The sequence below is a fragment of the Sporosarcina sp. QA0331 genome, from assembly GCF_055808055.1.
Genome location: NZ_CM147850.1, coordinates 1,026,779 through 1,046,401 on the forward strand (window position 1 = coordinate 1,026,779; position 19,623 = coordinate 1,046,401).

Genomic DNA, 19,623 nt, shown 5'->3' on the forward strand with positions numbered 1-19,623 from the left:
GTTCCCTCCTGTCTTTTGTACTAATACTAAATGGGCGTATTGTTTATTGTGATATAACAGTATGAGTAAAAAAATTAGACGATATTGCACTCGTCACATTTATTGCTATAGCATTCATGCTGTTCTTCGATTTCTTTTCCGCAATTGGCACAAGTTTTCGCAGGCAGGTTCTTGAAAAATTCAATGACATTTTCTAGCATCGGTGTTTCCTCCTGTTCTTTTTGTACTAATACTCAATAGGTATATGGGCTATTATTATATAACAGCATAAGTAAAAAAATTAGACGATATTGCACTCGTCACATTTGTCCCGCATTAACTATCTGTAAGCTTCCCAACAAGTTGGGAAACAACAGTCAGTAAATGCCCGATTGGTTCAACTAACAATCAGTGGAAAACCCTTACTGATTGAAGTTTCACTTTATCGCTATAGCATTCATGCTGTTCCTCATTTTCATTTCCACAAACATCACAGGCTTTGGCAGGCAGGTTTCTGAAAAACTCTACGATACTCTCGATCATTTCATCTTCCTCCTATTGTTCTATAACTAAATGTAATAGTGTGATTGTAATATAACAGAGAAACAAAAGTCAAGACTTATTCGTTCTTTTCAGATAAAATAAAAGTGAATTCATTTACATAGGGAGCGATTATCGTGTATTTCGTTGACAATAAAGGCATTACGGATCCAAGAATTAACCTTGCGATCGAAGAGTATGTATTGAAAAGCATGGATATCAACAAAGATTCGTTTTTACTGTTCTATATCAATGGACCGTCGATCATTATCGGAAAGAACCAAAATACGGTTGAGGAGATCAATACAGAATTCGTCGATGCGAACGGCATCCACGTCGTACGCCGGCTTTCCGGCGGAGGCGCTGTATACCATGACTTAGGGAATCTCAACTACAGCTTCATTACAAAAGATGACGGGGAATCATTCCGCAACTTCAAGAAATTCACCGAGCCGGTCATCAAAGCATTGGCGGATATGGGTGTCAAAGCGGAATTGCTTGGACGCAATGACATTCTCGTCGAAGGACGGAAAGTTTCGGGCAATGCGCAGTTTGCGACGCAAGGCCGTATGTTTACACATGGCACATTGATGTTTGATACGGAAATCGAGCGTGTCGTATCTGCATTGAAAGTAAGAAAGGACAAGATCGAATCGAAGGGGATCAAATCGATTCGCAGCCGTGTCGCGAACATTTCGGAGTTCATCGAAGAGCCGATGACGATCGAACAATTCCGCATGGAAATCTTGAAGTCTATTTTCGAAGGCGAAGAAAACATCCAATATTGGGAGCTGACCGATGAAGATTGGGACAACATCCGAGCTTTATCCGCAGAGCGTTACGGAAACTGGGACTGGAACTACGGTAAATCCCCGAAATTCAATATGCAGCACTCCCATCGCTTCCCTGTCGGCGGCATCGATGTGCGCCTGCAAGTTGAGAAAGGGAAGATCGAAGACGTCAGCATTTACGGCGACTTTTTCGGCGTCGGCGATGTAACCGTTGTTGAAGAAAGCTTAAAAGGCGTTCAATACAATCGTGATTCCATTACGAAAGCACTCGACGCAATCGACATCCCGACGATATTGGGCGGCATTACAAAAGAAGAATTCATTAATTTAATCTACTAAGTTGAAAACCGGTGCTGAGCCGGTTTTTTTCTTTTGCTATAGTTTATGCGCGATTGCTTCTGCAGGTGTGGTTATCTCAGGTTTGGATGCAAGTTATGAATAGCTGAGTGGTGATAACCTTTGTCCGAGTGGTGATAAGGCCTTTCTAAGTGGTGATAAACCTCTCCTGAGTGGTGATAAAGCTTGTTTGAGTGGTGATAAATACTGCCCGAGTGGTGATAAATTATCCGCAACGGTGGTAAAAGGCGGAGAATCGCTGGTAAAGCCCCTCGCATCGGTGGTAACACGACAAGCAACGGTGGTAAAGCCCTCCGAATCGGTGGTAACACACCGAATAACGGTGGTAACCCATTTCCTCCTCGCCCGCCGAGCGTGCATTCCAGTTTTGCGATATAATGTATGGAATAGTGAAGGGGGAATTTGCGATGAGGAACCACCGTATCTTCATTGTTGAGGATGATAAAAAAATTGCGCGGTTGTTGGCGGATACGTTGCGCAAATATCAATATGATGTAGCAATCGTCGAGGATTTTGATAATGTGGAGGCGGAATGTGCGGCGTTCGATCCGCATTTGATCCTGCTCGATATTAATCTGCCTTCGTATGACGGCTATTATTGGTGTCGTCAGCTTCGGCAAACGACAACGTGCCCAATTATTTTCATCTCCGCGCGCTCGGGCGATATGGACCAAGTGTTTGCGCTCGAGAATGGAGGGGATGATTTCATTACGAAACCTTTCCATTACGAGATCGTCCTTGCGAAGATCAGGAGCCATTTACGAAGGGCGTTCGGGGAATATGCGCCGAGCCAAGGAGAACGAACAGTAAAGCTTGGTTCGCTCGAGCTGTTTATCGAGAGGATGGAGCTGCATTTGCGGGATGAAGCAATTCCGCTCCAGAAGAAGGAGTGCGTCATCCTTGAGCTGTTGATGGATGCTTCCCCGAAAGTCGTATCAAGGGAGACGCTGCTTGAGGAATTATGGGATGACCAGTCGTTTGTCGATGAAAACACGCTCAATGTGAACATGACGCGCGTACGGAAAAAGCTGACGGATTACGGCGTGCAATCTGTCATCGAGACGGTCCGCGGGTCGGGCTACCGCTTCCTCGTCGCACCGGAGGAATCATGAAACAAATTATTTTATTCCTGAAAGAGCATTTATCATGGATCATATTTGAAATGATGCTCGTCACATTCGTCCTTGTCTTATATTGGCTGGACGGCTTTAGAGGTATTAATACAGCGATTTACTCGATCATTATGACCTTGCTGCTGACGTCGGGCTTCCTCGTCGGGAGATTCATTATGCGGCGGTCGTATTATGCGGCAATTTTGCGCAAACCGGAAAAGATGGAAGACGCGCTTATCCGAAACGTTCAGACGACTGAACAGCGCCAATCGACTGTTTTCATGCGCGACTTGTATGGGTTGTATCAGAATGAAGTTCAATCGCTGTATGCATCCCAGCATCGGCAGCTTCAGTTCGTGAATCAATGGGTGCATCAGATGAAGACTCCAATTTCCGTCATCAACTTGCTGCTGCAGGAAGATGGCGAGCTAGACAAGCGAAGCATCCGGGAAGAAGTCGATAAAATCCAGCGCGGTCTTGACGTCGTGCTCGTCAACGCGCGGCTTGAGACGTTCGAGGAAGATATGCAGATCGAACGTATCGGCTTGAAAAGCCTCATTCAGCAAATTGTGACGGACCATAAACGGCTGTTCATTACGAATGGCGTATTTCCGGTCATTTCAATCGACGAGTCGCTCGTCGTTGCAACGGACGCCAAATGGATGAAAATTGTCATCGGGCAGTTCATTACGAATGCTGTGAAATATACATTTGAAAAAGGGAAGCGCGTTTATTTGACTGCGGAGCAGACCGAGAAAGGCTTCGAGCTAACGATACGGGATGAAGGGGTCGGCATTCCGGCGTCCGATTTGAAGCGGGTGACGAAGGCGTTTTTCACAGGTGAAAACGGTCGGCTCACCGGCGAATCGACAGGGATGGGCCTTTATATCGCCGATGAAGTGTGCTCGAAGCTCGGGCATCCATTGACGATTGAATCGGAAGTGGGGCAAGGGACTTCCGTCAAGATTCTGTTTACAAATGGAGAGATAGGTGAAGCGGATGAAGAACTCGATCGTACAGCTGGATCAAGTGACGAAGATCTATGAAGGAAAAGTGATGCACCGCGCGTTGAATCGACTTGACTTCGAGGCGGATGAAGGAGAGTTCATCGCCATTATGGGGCCTTCTGGAAGCGGGAAGACGACGTTGCTGAATATCATTTCGACAATCGATATGCCGACATACGGGCGTGTCATTATCGACGGGGTCGAGCCCGAAGCATTGAATACAAATGAACTAGCACTGTTCAGGAGGCATAATTTCGGCTTCGTCTTCCAAGACATCAATCTGCTAAAAAGTTTGACGGTGGAGGAGAATATCGTCCTGCCGCTCACGTTGGACGGGCTGCCGATCATGGAGATGCAAAAACGGGTCGACCGGCTCGCTGGACAGCTGAGCTTGAAAGAGATCCTCAACCGTCGTCCGGATGAGTTGTCGGGTGGGCAGGCACAGCGAACCGCAGTCGGAAGGGCGCTGATCCATAAGCCGAAGCTCATTCTCGCTGATGAACCGACCGGGAATCTCGATTCGAAATCGGCAAAAGAAGTTCTGGAATTGCTAAGCCTCGTGAATCAAACCGAGCGGACGACGATCATCATGGTGACGCATGACCCGATCGCGGCGAGCTATTGCGATCGCGTGCTGTTCATAAAGGACGGCGAATTTTTCAATGAAATCTATAAGGATGAACGGCGCCAAACGTTTTTCCAGCGGATTTTGAACGTACTTAGTTTACTTGGAGGAAATGTCCATGATTTGCGGATGCTGTAAAACGAACAGTCGAATAGGGAGGAATGCTTCATGACGTTTCGCCAGTTCGCTTTCCGGAATGTCATGCGCAACCGGCGGATCTACGCTGCCTTTTTCATGGCGAGTGTTTTTTCGGTCATGGTGTTTTTCCTTTATTCCATGCTTCTCTTCCATCCGTCGATTGAAGGGAGTGCCGTACAGGACATTGCGGTGCTCGGCATGGGGATCGCTGAAATTGTCCTTTACATATTCACGATGTTTTTCCTGTTTTATTCGATGCGGGCCTTTTTGCAAGCTCGAACGAAGGAGTTCGGCGTCCTTCTCCATTTAGGGATGGAGAAACGGCAGCTGCACCGGCTCATTTTTATCGAAACGCTCATTATCGGCGCGGCATCGATCGGAGTCGGAACATTTTTAGGATATATGTTTTCGAAGTTCTTTTTCATGGTTGTAAAGAGGATTGTCATGCTGCCGGCACTCCCTTTATATTTATCGTGGAAGCCGTTCGCATTGACGGTCGGTGCTTTCCTAAGTCTATTCATCATCATTTCGTGGGTCGCACCGGTTTTCATTAAAACAGGCAAGCTCGATGTATTGATTCGTGGAGATGGAACTGGCGTGGAACAGCACGGCTTTTCAAAAATCCGCGGGGTGATCGGACTCGTTCTTCTCGGACTGTCCTATGGAATGGCAGCTTTCACGTCAAACAGCATCGTCATCGGACTTGTCTTCATGCTGCCACCGCTCGCGACGCTCGGCACGTATTTCTTTTTTACGGATTCATTGCCGTTCCTCCTCCATCTTTTCAAAGTGCGGAAGGAGTTCTATTGGCGGCATTTCCGCCTGCTCGCGATTTCCGAAGGCGTCATCCGACTGAAAGAAAATGCTCGGATGTTTTTCATCGTGACGATTGTATCGACGGTCGCCTTCATGTCTGTCGGGATCCTCGCTTCACTCACTTCATTCGCTTCCCAATATAGGGAGTTAAACCCGCTCGGCCTCGTATACGAAAGTTTTCCGGGCAATGACATGGAGCAGGAGCATATTAACCGGCTCGGGTACGAACTGAGGAAGAACGAAATCGACTACACATACGTGCGATTTCCAGTGTTGAAACAGCGGTCATCTTTGACGGATTATACCGTCACGATCATCAAGCTTTCGAGTGTCAACAGGCTTTCGAAGTCATTTGGCAATCAAGCGTTTGAACTGAAGGAAGGGGAAGCGCTGTTCCTGCCGCCGACCGCTACCACATTCGAGCAGCTGAACAGGCAATCTGTCGAGACGGTCCTCGAGGAAAGCGGCATCCCAGTGCGCATCAACGGAGCCTATCCATACGAATTATTCCCGGCGCATGCAATCGGCACGAATACGATTATTTTAAATGATGTTGATTATGAAAAATTAGCTTTACTCGTCGAGCCGTCGTCCATCTATCACGCCTTCGATATTCCAGACTGGCAGAGGACGAAAAACATCGGGCTGACGATCGAGCATTCAGTGACCGAATCGATCATTATGGGAACGCGCGGCGAACTGCTTTTCACTTTCGACAATCCCGGCATGAACTATTCTGTCATGCGGACGACGTTCACATTGCTGCTGTTCATCGGTTTATTGCTGGCGGGTGTTTTCCTTCTTGCTGCGGGAAGTTTCATCTATTTCCGGCTCTATACGTCGCTCGACAGTGACCGAAAGGAGTTCGACGTGCTCCGTCGCATGGGCATCACCGACAGGGAATTCAAGAAGATTGTCAATCGGCAGCTCATTCCGCAATTTTTCGTCCCATGGGGCGTTGCGCTCGTCCATAGCTCTTTTGCGTTCCTGTCGCTTCAAGTGATCTGGGACGCCCTCGCGGAAATTTCCATTGTCCGCGAACTGATCATGGTGCTCGTCGGCTTCACAGCGTTGCAAGTCATTTATTTCTACCTCATCCGCTGGCGCTATTTAGCCCATATCCGAACACCGGAGTAGATGGGGAATGAAATGCGCATAAATGTCTTGAAAACTCCATAAATCATTTCAAAAGCGCATAAAACCGTTTAGAAGTCCATAAATAACAAAATGTACGCATAAATCACATCAGAAACGCATAAATGCAAAAATCGGCGCATAATGCCTTCCCGCGAACGACAGGGAAGGCATTTGTTTTCCTGAAATAAAATACGAGAAGATGCTAACTTGCAATTTCCATAGATTTTCTAAAAGTATTGTGAACTTTTAATTTTTCTTATATAATGATAGATGGGTTAAATGAATGATGATTCATTCAATTACAAGGGAGGATGTTCACGATGAATTTGGTAACACAAGTTTATGAAACATCGAAGCTGCAACCTGGGAAAACGGCCTATCACTTCATGGGGAAAGACACATCATATGCCGAGTTCGACCAGTCCGTGTCCATGTTTGCAACTGCACTGCAAGACTTGGGAATCGAAAAGGGCGATCATATCGCATTATTGCTAGGGAATACGCCGCATTTCCTTATTTCGCTTTATGCGACAATGCGAATCGGGGCGACGGCAATTCCAATCAATCCGATTTATTCGCCTGACGAAATCTCGTACATTTTACATAATAGCGACGCGAAAGCGGTCATCGCGCTCGATCAGCTGTTGCCGCTCGTCGAGAAGTCAGCTACGCTATTTCCGTCGATCGGTCATTATATCGTCTGTGAAATGAGCGCAGAAGCAGGTGCGAAAGTGGCGGCGCTTTCGGATAAGGCAAGGGCGAAAGTGAAACTATTTTCTGAGCTTATCATAACTGGACGGCCAAATCTCGAGCCAATACCCGTTGATGAAAATGAAACCGCTGTCATTCTTTATACGTCTGGAACGACGGGCCATCCGAAAGGCGCGATGCTGACGCATAAAAATCTGTTCTCGAACGCTCGCGATGTCGCTGATTATTTAGGGTTCTCGGAAGACGACAGGGTCGTCGCAACGCTCCCTGTTTTCCACGTATTTGCGCTAACCGTCGTCGTGAATGCACCATTGTTGAAAGGGGCGACAATTGTGCTCGTGCCGCGATTCAGCCCAGCGGATGTATTCCAGACGATCAAGGAACAGCAAGCGACTGTATTCGCAGGCGTGCCGACAATGTACAATTTCCTATATCAATTCCCGGAAGGCGATCCGGCAGACTTCAGTACGATCCGTCTTGCGATTTCCGGAGGATCATCATTGCCTGTCGCATTGCTGCATAACTTTGAGAATAAATTCAATGTGAAGGTTTCAGAAGGATACGGCTTGTCCGAAGCATCTCCAGTTACGACATTCAATCCGTTCGACCGCGAGCGTGTCCCCGGTTCGATTGGCACGAACATCGTCAATGTGGTGAATAAAGTCGTGGACGAATTCGGGGATGAAGTGCCTGTCGGCGAAGTCGGCGAGCTCATCGTCCAAGGGCCGAACATCATGAAAGGCTATTATAAGATGCCGGAAGAAACGGCTGCAGCCATCCGTGAAGGCTGGTTATATACGGGGGACTTGGCTCGGCAGGATGAAAACGGATACTTCTATATCGTCGACCGCAAAAAAGATCTGATTATCGTCGGTGGCTACAACGTCTATCCGCGTGAAGTGGAAGAGGTTTTATTCACTCATGACGATATTGTCGAAGCAGCGGTTATCGGTGTGCCCGACCCTGATTTCGGCGAAGAAGTCCAAGCATTCGTCGTGTTGAAAAAAGGCGCTGTGGCAGACGCTGGGAAACTGAAAGCATTTTGCGCCAACCGTTTAGCGAAGTATAAAGTGCCAAAAACGATCGAATTCCTGGACGAGCTTCCTAAGAATACCACGGGGAAAATATTGCGTAGGTCGTTGAAAGATCAAGTGAAGTTATAAAGAGGAGAGCCCTTCCGCGAAATGTGGAAGGGCTCGTTTATTTTGGCGAGGGCTCCATTATTTCATCAAGGGTTCATTCATCAGCGTTCAAGGACGAATGTTACAGTTGGACTAGGTACAGCGTGTGTGTAGTTTTGAGAGTATGAAGGATTTTCACCTTTCTTGGCGAATAGAGTCAGTGGGGGGGAGATAAGTGATATCAACATTTACAAAGGGACAGTATATTGGTGAATTCAATTTAGGGCCTGGTACTCCAAATATGAGGTCTGGTGTAGATCGAATTGTAGGAATGTGCAAAAGAGAAAACGGAACTCAAGAAGTCGAAATCCATCAGGTTCTGTGGTGTGGTGAAAACAAGTACGCGGTTATTTTAAACTATTATAAAGCATCTAAGTCTACTATTTATTAAGCACTCAATTCTTTGGGTGCTTTTTCTAAGCCTGAAATAAAGGAGGCGGATGGTGATGTGAAGCTTGGGGCTTTGAAGAGCAGAAAGAGCTGCGATAAGTGGTCGAGGGCTGCTCCAAAATTCCTTGTTCAAGGTCCATTCCCCCATCCGTTATCCAAAATAATAAGCCGAAATCTCCCGAATGAACGACTCTTCCAATTCGCCTTTCTTTTTTACAAGAATGAACGTCGAAACGGTCGGCAAAGGGAACAAATCGAAATGAGGCCGCATAAGCCGCCCTTCCGTCAGTTCGCGCCGAACGATCGAGTGGGGGAGGAACGAGACGCCTAACCCTTCCTGGATGAACCGTTTCGCGATATGCGCCTGCGTCACTTTCATCGTGCGGACCCCCGTCACATGCTTATGCAGCATGACAAGCAATTCTTCCCAGTAGACCGGATGATGATGTGTCAATAAATAATTTCCGAGCAGCGCTTCCTCCACGTCGACAGGCGGGCCGCTTTCCTCGTCGTAACTGTCCGTCGGAGTAATAAATACGATCGGGTCGTCATAGATGCATATCGATTCGATGCCTTTCAACGTCGCGTCCAGCGCAGAAATGCCTAAATGCACTTCGCCCGAATCGACGAGCCGCTCAATCATCTCGGATTCCTCGACACGGATCGTCAGCTCCACATCGGCATGACTCACCATGAACGTCCGCAAGAAATAAGGCAAAATCGTCTCCGCCATAAGCGGTGAAATGGCGATCGTCCACATTCGGCGATAGCCTTGCGCAAATGCGTGCATTCGATTCACGCTTTCATCCAGCCCCGCCAGCAGTTTCTCTGCTTCCGCGTAAAACACTCTTCCTGCATCAGTCAACGTAACGCGGTTGTTGATCCGGTCGAAAAGCCGGACGCCAACATGCTCTTCCAGCAGCTTAATATGTACTGTGACGGTCGGCTGTGATAACAGCAATCTCTCCGATGCCTTCCTGAAATTCAACGTCTCCGCCGCCACAACGAATGTTCTTAGCCATTGCGTATCCACTCATACTCACCTCTTGATTAATAAAATTAATCAAACCATTCCAAAACATTCAATTTACCTAATTATACCTTCCGCCTATACTGAAGAAAAGGAGGAATGACTTATGTTTCAAAAAGGCTTGAAAGATGTCGTTGCAGTACACACGAAAATTGCTTCCGTAGAAGGGGATATCGGTGAACTCCGATACCGCGGAGTCCAAGTGAGCGAACTGGTCGCCAATCATTCATTCGAGGAAATTGCACACTTCCTTTGGAACGGAAAATTCCCAGACCGAAACGAATCATATACTCTTCAAGAAGGTAGGGATTTACCAGCGCATGTTAAAACAATCATCGACGCTCTACCATCCGAAACGCCGTTGATGGACGTAATGAGAACAGCAATATCGGCATATGCGCATCTCGATTTCACGAATCAACCAATCGAACAGCAAGCACGCCAACTAACGGCTGCACTTCCGGTTATCATCGCGAGGCACTACCGGAATGCAAACGGACTGCCGATTATCGAACCTGATCCGTCCCTATCTCATACCGCCAACTACTTATGGATGTTAACCGGCAGAAAACCTGCAGATGTCCACGTTGAAGCGCTCGAAACATACTTGAAATTAACGATGGAACACGGCATGAACGCCTCCACATTCGCAGCGCGGGTCACGATTTCCACAGAGTCCGATCTGACAGCGGCTGTCACGTCAGCGCTCGGTACGATGAAAGGCCCTTTGCATGGCGGCGCGCCGTCAGCCGTCATCGAACTGCTTGAAGAGATCGGTACAGAGGACAACATCCGTCCCGTCATCCAAGCTAAACTGCAAAACGGCGAACGAATTATGGGATTCGGTCATCGCATCTATAAAACGGAAGATCCGCGTTCAATCTTATTACGGGACAAATGCGACAAACTAGCCGGTCAAGACGGCTGGCTAGACCTCGCGACAGCAGCTGAAAAAGAAATCATCAAGCTTCTCGAAGCATACAAGCCGGGGCGCAAACTGTACACGAACGTCGAATATTATGCAGCTGCAATTATGCGCGCGATCCAAATGCCGCCCGAACTCTTCACTCCGACATTCAGTGCAGCAAGAATGGTCGGATGGACGGCCCACGCCATCGAGCAATTGAGCGATAACACGATTTTTCGCCCGCAATCCGTCTACGTCGGAAAAAAATCTTGAAATAATGCAAAATTAAAAAGGGAAAACTCCTCCGGCTGTCGAAATATGTAGAATAGAAAAGAAAAGGGGGAATTCCCATGAGAAACTTACAAACAGAAGATTTATTCAAACTGCAATCCGTCACGAACCCGCAGCTTTCACCTGACGGAAAAGAAGCGCTATTCATCAAAACGCATATCGACGAAGAAGAAAACAAATATATTTCCAACCTGTATCATATCGACCTCGAGACGAAAGAAACGACACAATGGACATACGGAAACCACCGTGTCAGCTCGCCAAAATGGTCAGCGGACGGCAAGCAGATCGCTTTTTTGTCAAATCGCGACGATAAAAATCAGCTATACATCCTTTCCGCCCGCGGAGGCGAAGCGAAGAAGCTAACATCATTCGAAAAAGGTGTTTCCGGCTTCGAATGGTCTCCATGCGGAACGAAAATCTGGTTCGATGCTTCAGTGAAAGAAGGCAAAACGTTCACGGACAAAGAAGAGAAGGATGAAAAGAAGAAACCGGAACCCGTTCGCGTGACAAAAATGAAGTATAAAATGGACGGTGTCGGCTTATTGCCTCAGGATTCATTCAAACAAATTGGTGTCATTGATATCGAGACTGAGGAAGTGACGCAATTTACGGAAGGCAATCACCAGCATACATTGCAAGCTGTTTCGAATGACGGAAAGCAAATTGTCATCGGCGTAAACCGGAACGAGAATTTGGACTTTGAATTCCGTCAGCCGCTCTATTTGGTCGAAGTCGATTCGAAGGAAGAGACAGTCATCATCGATGAGGAAGGTTATTATGGCGGCGCAAACTTCTCATTCGATGACAACTATATAGCGTTCGTCGGCTCGGACCGCGCGTTCCAAAATGCGACACACGGGAATTTGTATGTGTACGATACGAGGCGCGGCAATACGATCAACATTACGGAAAGCGTCGATGCTCCAGTTGGCGACTATACTGTTGCGGATCATCAGCAAGGGGCGAGCGCGCCAGCTGCCGTCTGGACGAAGGACAATGATTTGTACTTCCAGCTTTCGTCGATGGGCGACGTGCGCCTTTATTTTGCAACGCTTGAAGGGGAATTGTACCCGGCGTCTCAGGAAAACGAGCATGTTTATGGCTATGATGTGAATCGGGAAGGCGATTTCGCATTGCTTGCGGTAAGCTCTGCAGTGAATCCAGGAGAAATTTATCAATTGACAATCGCGACGGGCGAAAGAGAAGCCGTCACTTCATTCAATAAAGACTATTTGCAGGAAGTTCAACTTGTGGAACCGGAAGCAATCGTCTTTAAAGGGCCAAAAGATTGGGATGTACACGGTTGGCTCATGAAACCGGCGAACTTCAAAGACGGGGAGAAATATCCGCTTATCGTCGACATCCACGGCGGACCGCACGCCATGTTCGGCAACACGTTCTTCCATGAAATGCAGCTGCTTGCAGCAAAAGGATACGGCGTGCTTTATATCAATCCGCGCGGCAGCCATGGCTACAGCCAGGAATTCGTCGATGCCGTCCGTGGCGATTACGGCGGAGGCGATTATGAGGACATCATGGCATCTGTCGACTATGTGTTAGCGGAAAATGAGTGGATTGACGAAAATCGTCTCGGCGTTACGGGAGGCAGCTATGGCGGCTTCATGACGAACTGGATCGTTGGCCATACGAACCGTTTCAAAGCGGCTGTCACACAGCGCTCGATCTGCAACTGGATTAGCTTCTTCGGTGTATCCGACATCGGCTATTATTTCAGCGACTGGCAAATTGCCGCAGACATGAAAGACGTCGAAACGCTCTGGAAGCATTCCCCGCTAAAATACGCGGAAAACGTGGGGACGCCGCTGTTGATCCTTCATTCGGAAAAAGATTTCCGCTGCCCAATCGAACAGGCGGAACAACTATATATTACATTAAAGAGCATGGGGAAAGAGACGGAATTCGTTCGCTTCCCAGATGCAGACCACAACTTATCGCGGACCGGCGCACCGAATCTGCGAATTGAACGTTTGAACGAGATTACGGGCTGGTTCGATAAGTATTTATAAGAACCGGAGGAGTTTTTTTGACTTATACAGTAGAAGGCGTAACAATTCGCCCGATTAAAGATGAAGATTTGTATCGCATGTGGGAATTGAGTTTCAAAGAGGAAAATCCTGAATGGAAGAAATGGGACGCTCCGTATTACCCGCATGTATCGATACCTTACGAAGCGTTTCTTGAACGGAAAGACCAAATCATCGGGCAAGGCGATTATTGGGGCATCGAAGTGGACGGCGAGCTTATCGGAATGGTGAGCTACTATTGGGAGCACGAGCCGTCCCTCTGGCTTGAGATGGGCATCCTTATCTATGAGCCGAAATATTGGAGCGGCGGCTACGGAACGAAAGCGCTCACGATGTGGATCGATCATTTATTCAACGAAATGCCGCTCGTCCGCGTCGGCCTCACAACTTGGTCCGGCAACATGCGTATGATCCGCGTCGCCGAAAAGCTCGGCATGACGATGGAAGCGCGCATCCGCAAAGTCCGCTATTGGAACGGCGTCTACTACGACTCGGTTCGGATGGGCATGCTGCGGGAGGAATGGGAAGCGCATAAGGCGAAATGAGATGGTCGAAGCTAAAGCAATTGGCGGAAGGATTTCTATGCGAATCTCTTCAAGGGCGAATCCAATACCATTGGATCATTCATCGGAAAAGCCATGATCAGCCGGGAACATTCCGGATGACATTGGATGGTACGGAAATCTACCGGGCCTCCGATATTCCCTTCAATATTGCCGTCAACACCCGCGGACAGGAATTGACCGAGGAAAGAGAGATCGACCCATTACAATGGGACTCCGACTGGCGAAAGATGTGGGAGTCGAATGAACGGAAGCTGCTGCATGCGGCATACGACGATGCTGAGACGGAAATGAAAGAGCGTGGCGTATACCCGTCATGGGAAATTATCCGGCTTCTGTTCGACTACATTCAAATGCCATTCGAAGAAGCGCTGACCCATGAGCACCCCTTCATTCGGGCAATTTCCTTACTCGACCGGCGGCTAGGGAAGAGAAGATGGAAAAAGATTGAGATTCATAATGAAGATGAACTAGTGAAGCGGAGTTATGCGCTTCGCAATGAACTATAACAATGAAGAGAGGCGGAAATTCGCCTCTCTTTTTTTAAAAAAATTAATGAGTGATTACTCACTTTACAAACCGAATCTCGTAGAATACAATGGAGTGAGTAATCACTCACTATTAAAAAGAGGTGACCATCGATGAAAGAAAGCGAAGTATGTGTCTCCATCCGCCACGTCTCCAAAAGCTTTGGCAAGCATCAAGTCCTTCAAGACATCAATCTTGACATCTACGAAGGAGAAATCTTCGGCTTGCTTGGACCATCCGGAGCTGGGAAGACGACGTTAGTGAAAGAGCTGGCGGGACTCGACGAACCGACGGAAGGGGAGAATCATTTATTCCACGAGAAGATGCCTTCTCTGAATCTCATTAAACGAATTGGATATATGGCGCAATCGGACGCTTTATACGAGGAATTGTCAGCGAAGGAAAATCTTCAATTCTTCTCGGAACTGTACGGATTGAAAGGGCAGAAACAAGCGCAGCGCGTCAAAGAAGTGATGGAGCTCGTCCAGCTTTCGGGCGACGTTACAAAACTCGTTTCGAACTACTCCGGGGGAATGAAAAGACGCCTTTCCCTCGCGATTGCACTACTCCATGAACCGGAATTGCTAATCCTCGACGAGCCGACTGTCGGAATCGACCCGGTCCTACGGAAAAGCATTTGGAACGCTTTCACTGATTTGAAAGCGCAAGGGAAAACGCTTATCGTTACGACACATGTCATGGATGAAGCAGATAAATGCGATCGACTCGGTTTAATTCGCGACGGAAAACTCATAGCAGTCGGCACGCCGGCAGAGTTGAAAAAGCAAACGTCTTCCGCAACAATCGAGGAAGCATTCCTCGTCTTCGGAGGTGGGGAACGATGAGAGTGATGGCATTAGTAAAACGGATTCTCCGTCAACTTGTCAGGGACAAACGGACAATTGGGCTGCTCATCTTTGCGCCGATCCTCGTGCTGACGATGCTCTATTTCGTCTTTAACGGTGACGATTACACACCGAAAATCGGATTGGTCGACGTAACGGAAATGCTCGTTGATCAAATCAACACAGAAGGGGCGCAAGTGACGACCTTCGAAACGGAGGCGGAAGCAAAGGAACGACTAGCCGCTCAGGAAATCGACGGCTATTTGAAAATCGAAGACAATAAACCGTCCATCGTTCTGGAGGGAAGCGATCCTAGTGTCACAGGCGCTACGATGAAATGGCTGCAAAGCGCATTGCCGAAGCATCCGCAAGCAGTCGATATTCCGGAATTGGATGTTGACTACTTACACGGCTCCAGCGATATGGGGCAATTCGATTATTTCGGTCCAGTGCTGCTCGGATTTTTCGTGTTCTTTTTCGTCTTTCTCATCGCGGGCGTATCATTCCTACGCGAACGGACAACGGGCACACTCGAGCGACTTCTTGCTAGCCCGCTTCGCAAATGGGAAATCGTCGCCGGTTACGTCATTGGCTTTGGACTTTTCACAACAATCCAGTCTACAATTATAACAGCGTACGCAATTTATGTGCTTGGCATGGTTATGGAAGGAGCCTTCTTCTACGTGCTCCTGATCATCCTCATCCTTGCGATGACCGCATTGACGCTCGGCATCTTGCTTTCCTCATTTGCGCATAACGAGCTGCAAATGATGCAATTCATCCCGATTGTCGTCGTGCCGCAAGTATTCTTTTCCGGCCTGTTCAATTTGGAGACAATCGCCGAGTGGCTTAGCTGGATCAGCTATTTGACGCCTCTTTATTATGCTGCCGAAGCGTTGCGCGACGTCATGGTAAGAGGTGCCGGATTCGGTGACATTTTAACAAACGTGCTCATACTTGCAGGATTCTGCCTGCTGTTCATTGCAATTAACATCGCCGTGCTACGCAAATATCGCAAAATGTAAGAGGAGGCCGTCATGACAGACGAAAACCAACTGCTTGAGGAAATGCTGCAGGAAGACGACAGCCTGACAGATAAACAAAGAAAAATCCTCGTTGCAGCGACAGAAATGTTCGCGGAAAAAGGTTTCGCCGCCACATCGACGAATGAAATCGCCAAAAAAGCGGGCGTTGCGGAAGGCACGATCTTTCGCCATTACAAGACGAAAAAGGACCTGCTTCTTTCCATCGTCACACCGATGATGGTGAAAATGCTCGGTCCAATCATCATTAAAGACTTGAACAAAGTGCTCGACAAAGAATTCGAGCACTTCGAAGACTTTGTCCGAGCGATGATTAAAAACCGCCAGGAATTCCTCGAGAAAAACTTGAAAGTCGTCCAGATCTTTCTCCAGGAAATCCCGTTCCATTCCGAACTGCGCGATCAATTCATCGAACATATTGGAAAAAGGGTCGTCAAACGCTTTATCCAGATCATCGAGCATTACCAATCAAAAGGCCAGATTGTCAAATTGCCCGCAACAACCGTCGTCCGCCTCGCAGCCTCGACAATTATGGGCTACTTCGCCGCCAAATACGTCGTCGGCGTAAAATGGGATGACGAAGAGGAGATCAATCAAATGATCCACTTCCTCAAAAAAGGTCTAACTCCCGACGAATGAGAAAAGAAGGTCCCGCACCTTCTTTTTTTGTTGGAATCAATCCGATTCACGCATAAATCCTCTGAACCGCGCATAAATCGCTCCAATCACGCATAACTTCCCGCATACGCTCATAAATCCTCCTAGAAACGCATAAATCCCGTGAATCACGCATAAATCATTTCAAATGCGCATAAAACTTATCTCTTAACATCCCTATTCAATATTATTTTAACCATAATCGATAATTATTTATTGATTATCGATAAATAACAAGTTATAATCAAATCATTATAAAGATGCGAGGTGCTTTTTATGAAACGAGGATCAACATTATTTTTAAAGATGGCAGTGTTTCTTATCGGGATGCCGGTGCTTGCATTATGTATATACGGGATCTATTCATTAATTAATAATCCATTCAATCCGGAGTATGCCTACATCCTCTATCCAATTGCGATAGGCATGTATGTGTCTGTCATACCGTTTTTCACTGCATTGTATCAGGCATTTAAACTGTTAAGTTATATCGACAAGAACGAAGCATTTTCCGAGCTATCCGTAAAAGCTCTGCAGAAAATCAAATTCTGTGCCATGACGATGCGCCAGGTCTCATCATCTTCGGAATGGTTCCAGTTTTCGCTTCGCTCGTGATCGCGGTCTTCGCTGCTGTCCTGCAAAGATTGCTGCAAGAAGCTATTCATATAAAATCAGAAAATGATTTAACGGTCTGAGGTGAAACCAATGGCGATTATAATAAACATTGACGTGATGCTAGCAAAAAGGAAAATGAGCGTAACAGAACTAACAGAGAAAGTCGGAATTACAATGGCGAACTTATCGATATTGAAAAATGGAAAGGCAAAAGCGATCCGATTTTCAACGTTAGAAGCGATATGCAAAGCTTTGGACTGTCAGCCTGGCGATATTTTGGAATACCAAAATGATGAAGAGTAATAACAAAAAGTCGGTTCCTATCCATTAGGAATTCGACTTTTTTGTAATGAAAAGAGGATCTTTTAACGAACCGCTCATATATTCCTCCAAAACCGCATAATCCCTCGTAAGTACGCATAACTCCTTCCAAAACCGCATAAATCCACTACTTCACGCATAACTGCCCGGAATCACGCATAAAACCTCCCGGATAGACATAAAGTCCTTCGTTAATAATACAACTTTCCTACAGTTCCTTAATTTTCCTTTAGATGTTACGATAAATAGGAAGCTCCATACTAGGGGGTTACGAAACATGCCAGTATACAACGTAATGGAAGAAGTCGTCCAAGCCGTATTGCAGCAATACGAAAAAGAACTACATCTTTCGTGTAGTTGCGACAGATGCAAAGACGACATAATGGCAATCGCACTTAACGAACTGAAACCGCGCTATATCGTCAACAGTGAATTAAGCCCATTCATACGCGCTGCCCACGTCGCAGACCGGCAAGGCGCAACGAATATCCTCTCCACCGTCGTGAAAGCGGCACGCATCGTCTCTGCGAACCCGCGTTGCGAAAACGCAAAAAAAGAGTAGGCAGGGAGAAATCCCAACGCCTACTCACTTCGAAAACAACGACATCACACTATGGATATTCTGATTCACCTGTTTCACAAGCAGATGGTCCCCTTGTTGGCGGATATCCAAATTCACGAAATTCATCATTTCCTTCGCCATATCTGTATCCTCAAGCAACGAAAGCGACTTCGTCAAATTATTTTCGAACGTCAACGCATTCGTCAAATGATGCTCGACCGCCTCCATATTCGAACCAATCCGTGTCAAATGGCTGGAAACTGTCTTGATTGCATCATCGATTTTCGTAATGAGCTCATTCGCTAAATCGCGCAATTCTAACGATACATACTTGCCGTTATCCTGGCGAAGCCCCAAAGCTTCAGCACTGACATCCACAAGCGTTATTTGCATTTGCTGCCCCGGATTCGCCCCGACTTGCAACGTCAACGAACCTTCTTGGCCCAATATCTTCTTCGTATTGAACTCCAGCTTCGAAGCCGTATCATCGACAGCGCCAAGCAAATTCTCAAGCTCCACTTGACTCGCCGCCCGGTCATTCACCGTAAGCGTATCATTCGAACTCATTACCGCAAGCTCACGCGCCCGCTGCAACAGGCCATTCACATTATTCAGCCCTTCATTCGAAGCCTCAAGAAGGGACAGCCCGTCTTGCATATTGCTCTGCGCCCGAGAAATCCCACGAATCTGCGCACGCATCGTCTCTGAAATCGACAGACCCGAAGCGTTATCACTGCCTTTCGCAATCTTCACGCCGGATCCGAGCTTCATCAAACTCTTCTCAATCTGACCTGCATTCCGCATCGACCGATTCGCCGACACCGCAATTTGCTCACCGCTCATAACACGCATTCCATCACCCCAATTCAAACTTCTGCACGATCTCCATTTATATATCGGACGAAAACGATTGAAATGAACAGAAAAAAGCCGATACAAAAAGAAAAAGCGACAGGAGGCACCGACATTGACAACCGTAGACATCGAAAAAGCAATCCAAATCTACAAAGAAGCGAGCGCCTCCACATTATCGATGATGGAATACGTCCTCCTCCTGCTCAACGAACTACAAAAAAACGTTCAGCAATGCAAGCAAGCGATCGGGGCAGGAGATGCCGACGAACGCGACCGTACATTGCAAAAAGCACAAGACTTCTTATTCGAGCTCATGACAACAACTGACCACGAAGCCGAACGAAGCGACCGGCTTATGTCCATTTACCTTCACATGAACCAATGCCTCGTCCAAACGCATATGACCAAAACGGATAGTCTGCTCGACCACGTCGAGGAAATGACTGTTCAGTTAATCGCGTCATGGCAAGTCGCCAAACAAGTAACGCGCCGCAGGAATTTCACGACAGACCGCCTTTGAACGGTAACTTTTTGGTATATAACGAGAACTCATTCCACATAAATAAGAAAATCC

Annotated in this window: 21 protein-coding genes and 1 pseudogene; 18 read left to right on the plus strand and 4 right to left on the minus strand. The window is 47.3% G+C overall.

The window, feature by feature from the left end; genetic code table 11:
* Positions 1-74 precede the first annotated feature (74 nt).
* Together yhfH (AC0L13_RS04855) and yhfH (AC0L13_RS04860) are read right to left on the minus strand one after the other, a co-directional pair.
* Complete coding sequence (gene yhfH, locus AC0L13_RS04855) at positions 75-200, minus strand: protein YhfH (RefSeq protein ID WP_473644525.1); 126 nt, start codon at positions 198-200, stop codon at positions 75-77.
* A 187-nt stretch (positions 201-387) separates the two neighbouring features.
* Complete coding sequence (yhfH, locus tag AC0L13_RS04860) at positions 388-522, minus strand: protein YhfH (protein WP_473644527.1); 135 nt, start codon at positions 520-522, stop codon at positions 388-390.
* Between the two features lie 134 nt (positions 523-656).
* On the opposite strand from yhfH (AC0L13_RS04860), the gene AC0L13_RS04865 reads away from it, so the two are divergent.
* The 7 genes from AC0L13_RS04865 to AC0L13_RS04895 all read left to right on the plus strand — a co-directional run bounded on the left by AC0L13_RS04865 (position 657) and on the right by AC0L13_RS04895 (position 8,785).
* On the plus strand, positions 657-1,649 hold the full coding sequence (locus AC0L13_RS04865) for a lipoate--protein ligase (RefSeq protein WP_473644529.1): 993 nt from the start codon (positions 657-659) through the stop codon (positions 1,647-1,649).
* Positions 1,650-2,074: 425 nt separating this feature from the next.
* Positions 2,075-2,779 (plus strand): response regulator transcription factor, encoded by a 705-nt coding sequence (locus tag AC0L13_RS04870; protein WP_473644531.1) that lies wholly within the window; start codon positions 2,075-2,077, stop codon positions 2,777-2,779.
* Positions 2,776-3,825 carry a sensor histidine kinase gene (locus AC0L13_RS04875; RefSeq protein WP_473644533.1) on the plus strand — a complete coding sequence of 350 codons (1,050 nt, stop codon included), beginning with the start codon at positions 2,776-2,778 and terminating at the stop codon, positions 3,823-3,825. Before AC0L13_RS04870 ends, AC0L13_RS04875 begins: the two co-directional genes overlap by 4 nt.
* Entirely contained in the window at positions 3,779-4,549 is a 771-nt protein-coding gene (locus AC0L13_RS04880; RefSeq protein ID WP_473644535.1) for an ABC transporter ATP-binding protein, read from the plus strand. The genes AC0L13_RS04875 and AC0L13_RS04880 overlap by 47 nt, the downstream gene beginning before the upstream one ends.
* A 30-nt stretch (positions 4,550-4,579) precedes the next feature.
* Positions 4,580-6,502 carry an FtsX-like permease family protein gene (locus tag AC0L13_RS04885; protein WP_473644537.1) on the plus strand — a complete coding sequence of 641 codons (1,923 nt, stop codon included), beginning with the start codon at positions 4,580-4,582 and terminating at the stop codon, positions 6,500-6,502.
* A gap of 320 nt (positions 6,503-6,822) precedes the next feature.
* On the plus strand, positions 6,823-8,376 hold the full coding sequence (locus tag AC0L13_RS04890) for a fatty acid--CoA ligase family protein (RefSeq protein WP_473644539.1): 1,554 nt from the start codon (positions 6,823-6,825) through the stop codon (positions 8,374-8,376).
* A 193-nt stretch (positions 8,377-8,569) separates the two neighbouring features.
* Positions 8,570-8,785, plus strand: a complete 216-nt coding sequence (locus AC0L13_RS04895; protein ID WP_473644542.1) for a hypothetical protein — start codon at positions 8,570-8,572, stop codon at positions 8,783-8,785.
* 150 nt (positions 8,786-8,935) lie between these two features.
* Here the strand turns inward: AC0L13_RS04895 and AC0L13_RS04900 are convergent, their stop codons facing one another.
* Positions 8,936-9,817: a LysR family transcriptional regulator gene (locus AC0L13_RS04900; protein ID WP_473644543.1), complete on the minus strand. Its 882-nt coding sequence runs from the start codon at positions 9,815-9,817 to the stop codon at positions 8,936-8,938.
* A 103-nt stretch (positions 9,818-9,920) separates the two neighbouring features.
* On the opposite strand from AC0L13_RS04900, the gene AC0L13_RS04905 reads away from it, so the two are divergent.
* The 10 genes and pseudogenes from AC0L13_RS04905 to AC0L13_RS04950 all read left to right on the plus strand — a co-directional run bounded on the left by AC0L13_RS04905 (position 9,921) and on the right by AC0L13_RS04950 (position 18,194).
* Positions 9,921-10,994: a citrate synthase/methylcitrate synthase gene (locus tag AC0L13_RS04905; RefSeq protein WP_473644545.1), complete on the plus strand. Its 1,074-nt coding sequence runs from the start codon at positions 9,921-9,923 to the stop codon at positions 10,992-10,994.
* Positions 10,995-11,071: 77 nt separating this feature from the next.
* Positions 11,072-13,042, plus strand: a complete 1,971-nt coding sequence (locus AC0L13_RS04910; RefSeq protein ID WP_473644547.1) for a S9 family peptidase — start codon at positions 11,072-11,074, stop codon at positions 13,040-13,042.
* 17 nt (positions 13,043-13,059) lie between these two features.
* Positions 13,060-13,605: a GNAT family N-acetyltransferase gene (locus tag AC0L13_RS04915; RefSeq protein ID WP_473644549.1), complete on the plus strand. Its 546-nt coding sequence runs from the start codon at positions 13,060-13,062 to the stop codon at positions 13,603-13,605.
* Positions 13,602-14,132, plus strand: coding sequence for an SF0329 family protein (locus AC0L13_RS04920; protein WP_473644551.1), 531 nt, complete (start codon positions 13,602-13,604; stop codon positions 14,130-14,132). Before AC0L13_RS04915 ends, AC0L13_RS04920 begins: the two co-directional genes overlap by 4 nt.
* 132 nt (positions 14,133-14,264) lie before the next feature.
* Positions 14,265-14,996: an ABC transporter ATP-binding protein gene (locus tag AC0L13_RS04925; RefSeq protein WP_473644553.1), complete on the plus strand. Its 732-nt coding sequence runs from the start codon at positions 14,265-14,267 to the stop codon at positions 14,994-14,996.
* Positions 14,993-16,021, plus strand: a complete 1,029-nt coding sequence (locus tag AC0L13_RS04930; protein ID WP_473644555.1) for an ABC transporter permease — start codon at positions 14,993-14,995, stop codon at positions 16,019-16,021. Before AC0L13_RS04925 ends, AC0L13_RS04930 begins: the two co-directional genes overlap by 4 nt.
* Positions 16,022-16,033: 12 nt before the next feature.
* Positions 16,034-16,678, plus strand: coding sequence for a TetR/AcrR family transcriptional regulator (locus AC0L13_RS04935; protein ID WP_473644557.1), 645 nt, complete (start codon positions 16,034-16,036; stop codon positions 16,676-16,678).
* A gap of 294 nt (positions 16,679-16,972) precedes the next feature.
* Positions 16,973-17,391, plus strand: a pseudogene (locus AC0L13_RS04940) (DUF2975 domain-containing protein).
* Positions 17,392-17,401: 10 nt separating this feature from the next.
* Entirely contained in the window at positions 17,402-17,614 is a 213-nt protein-coding gene (locus AC0L13_RS04945) for a helix-turn-helix domain-containing protein (RefSeq protein ID WP_440499859.1), read from the plus strand.
* A gap of 295 nt (positions 17,615-17,909) precedes the next feature.
* Positions 17,910-18,194 carry a late competence development ComFB family protein gene (locus tag AC0L13_RS04950; RefSeq protein WP_473644560.1) on the plus strand — a complete coding sequence of 95 codons (285 nt, stop codon included), beginning with the start codon at positions 17,910-17,912 and terminating at the stop codon, positions 18,192-18,194.
* A gap of 24 nt (positions 18,195-18,218) precedes the next feature.
* On the opposite strand, the gene AC0L13_RS04955 is transcribed toward AC0L13_RS04950, so the two are convergent.
* Entirely contained in the window at positions 18,219-19,046 is an 828-nt protein-coding gene (locus AC0L13_RS04955; RefSeq protein ID WP_473644562.1) for a flagellin N-terminal helical domain-containing protein, read from the minus strand.
* 115 nt (positions 19,047-19,161) lie between these two features.
* Between AC0L13_RS04955 and AC0L13_RS04960 the strand changes: the two genes are divergently transcribed.
* Positions 19,162-19,569, plus strand: a complete 408-nt coding sequence (locus tag AC0L13_RS04960) for a flagellar export chaperone FliS (RefSeq protein WP_473644564.1) — start codon at positions 19,162-19,164, stop codon at positions 19,567-19,569.
* Positions 19,570-19,623 lie beyond the last annotated feature (54 nt).

What these genes read in the sequence shown, in the direction of transcription:
- AC0L13_RS04935 (WP_473644557.1), top strand. Translation starts at nt 16,034, where the DNA reads ATGACAGACGAAAACCAACTGCTTGAGGAAATGCTGCAGGAAGACGAC.
- AC0L13_RS04945 (WP_440499859.1), top strand. Translation starts at nt 17,402, where the DNA reads ATGGCGATTATAATAAACATTGACGTGATGCTAGCAAAAAGGAAAATG.
- AC0L13_RS04920 (WP_473644551.1), top strand. Translation starts at nt 13,602, where the DNA reads ATGAGATGGTCGAAGCTAAAGCAATTGGCGGAAGGATTTCTATGCGAA.
- AC0L13_RS04870 (WP_473644531.1), top strand. Translation starts at nt 2,075, where the DNA reads ATGAGGAACCACCGTATCTTCATTGTTGAGGATGATAAAAAAATTGCG.
- AC0L13_RS04925 (WP_473644553.1), top strand. Translation starts at nt 14,265, where the DNA reads ATGAAAGAAAGCGAAGTATGTGTCTCCATCCGCCACGTCTCCAAAAGC.
- AC0L13_RS04880 (WP_473644535.1), top strand. Translation starts at nt 3,779, where the DNA reads ATGAAGAACTCGATCGTACAGCTGGATCAAGTGACGAAGATCTATGAA.
- AC0L13_RS04905 (WP_473644545.1), top strand. Translation starts at nt 9,921, where the DNA reads ATGTTTCAAAAAGGCTTGAAAGATGTCGTTGCAGTACACACGAAAATT.
- AC0L13_RS04930 (WP_473644555.1), top strand. Translation starts at nt 14,993, where the DNA reads ATGAGAGTGATGGCATTAGTAAAACGGATTCTCCGTCAACTTGTCAGG.
- AC0L13_RS04875 (WP_473644533.1), top strand. Translation starts at nt 2,776, where the DNA reads ATGAAACAAATTATTTTATTCCTGAAAGAGCATTTATCATGGATCATA.
- yhfH (WP_473644527.1), bottom strand. Translation starts at nt 522, where the DNA reads ATGATCGAGAGTATCGTAGAGTTTTTCAGAAACCTGCCTGCCAAAGCC.
- AC0L13_RS04910 (WP_473644547.1), top strand. Translation starts at nt 11,072, where the DNA reads ATGAGAAACTTACAAACAGAAGATTTATTCAAACTGCAATCCGTCACG.
- AC0L13_RS04955 (WP_473644562.1), bottom strand. Translation starts at nt 19,046, where the DNA reads ATGCGTGTTATGAGCGGTGAGCAAATTGCGGTGTCGGCGAATCGGTCG.
- AC0L13_RS04885 (WP_473644537.1), top strand. Translation starts at nt 4,580, where the DNA reads ATGACGTTTCGCCAGTTCGCTTTCCGGAATGTCATGCGCAACCGGCGG.
- AC0L13_RS04890 (WP_473644539.1), top strand. Translation starts at nt 6,823, where the DNA reads ATGAATTTGGTAACACAAGTTTATGAAACATCGAAGCTGCAACCTGGG.
- AC0L13_RS04950 (WP_473644560.1), top strand. Translation starts at nt 17,910, where the DNA reads ATGCCAGTATACAACGTAATGGAAGAAGTCGTCCAAGCCGTATTGCAG.
- yhfH (WP_473644525.1), bottom strand. Translation starts at nt 200, where the DNA reads ATGCTAGAAAATGTCATTGAATTTTTCAAGAACCTGCCTGCGAAAACT.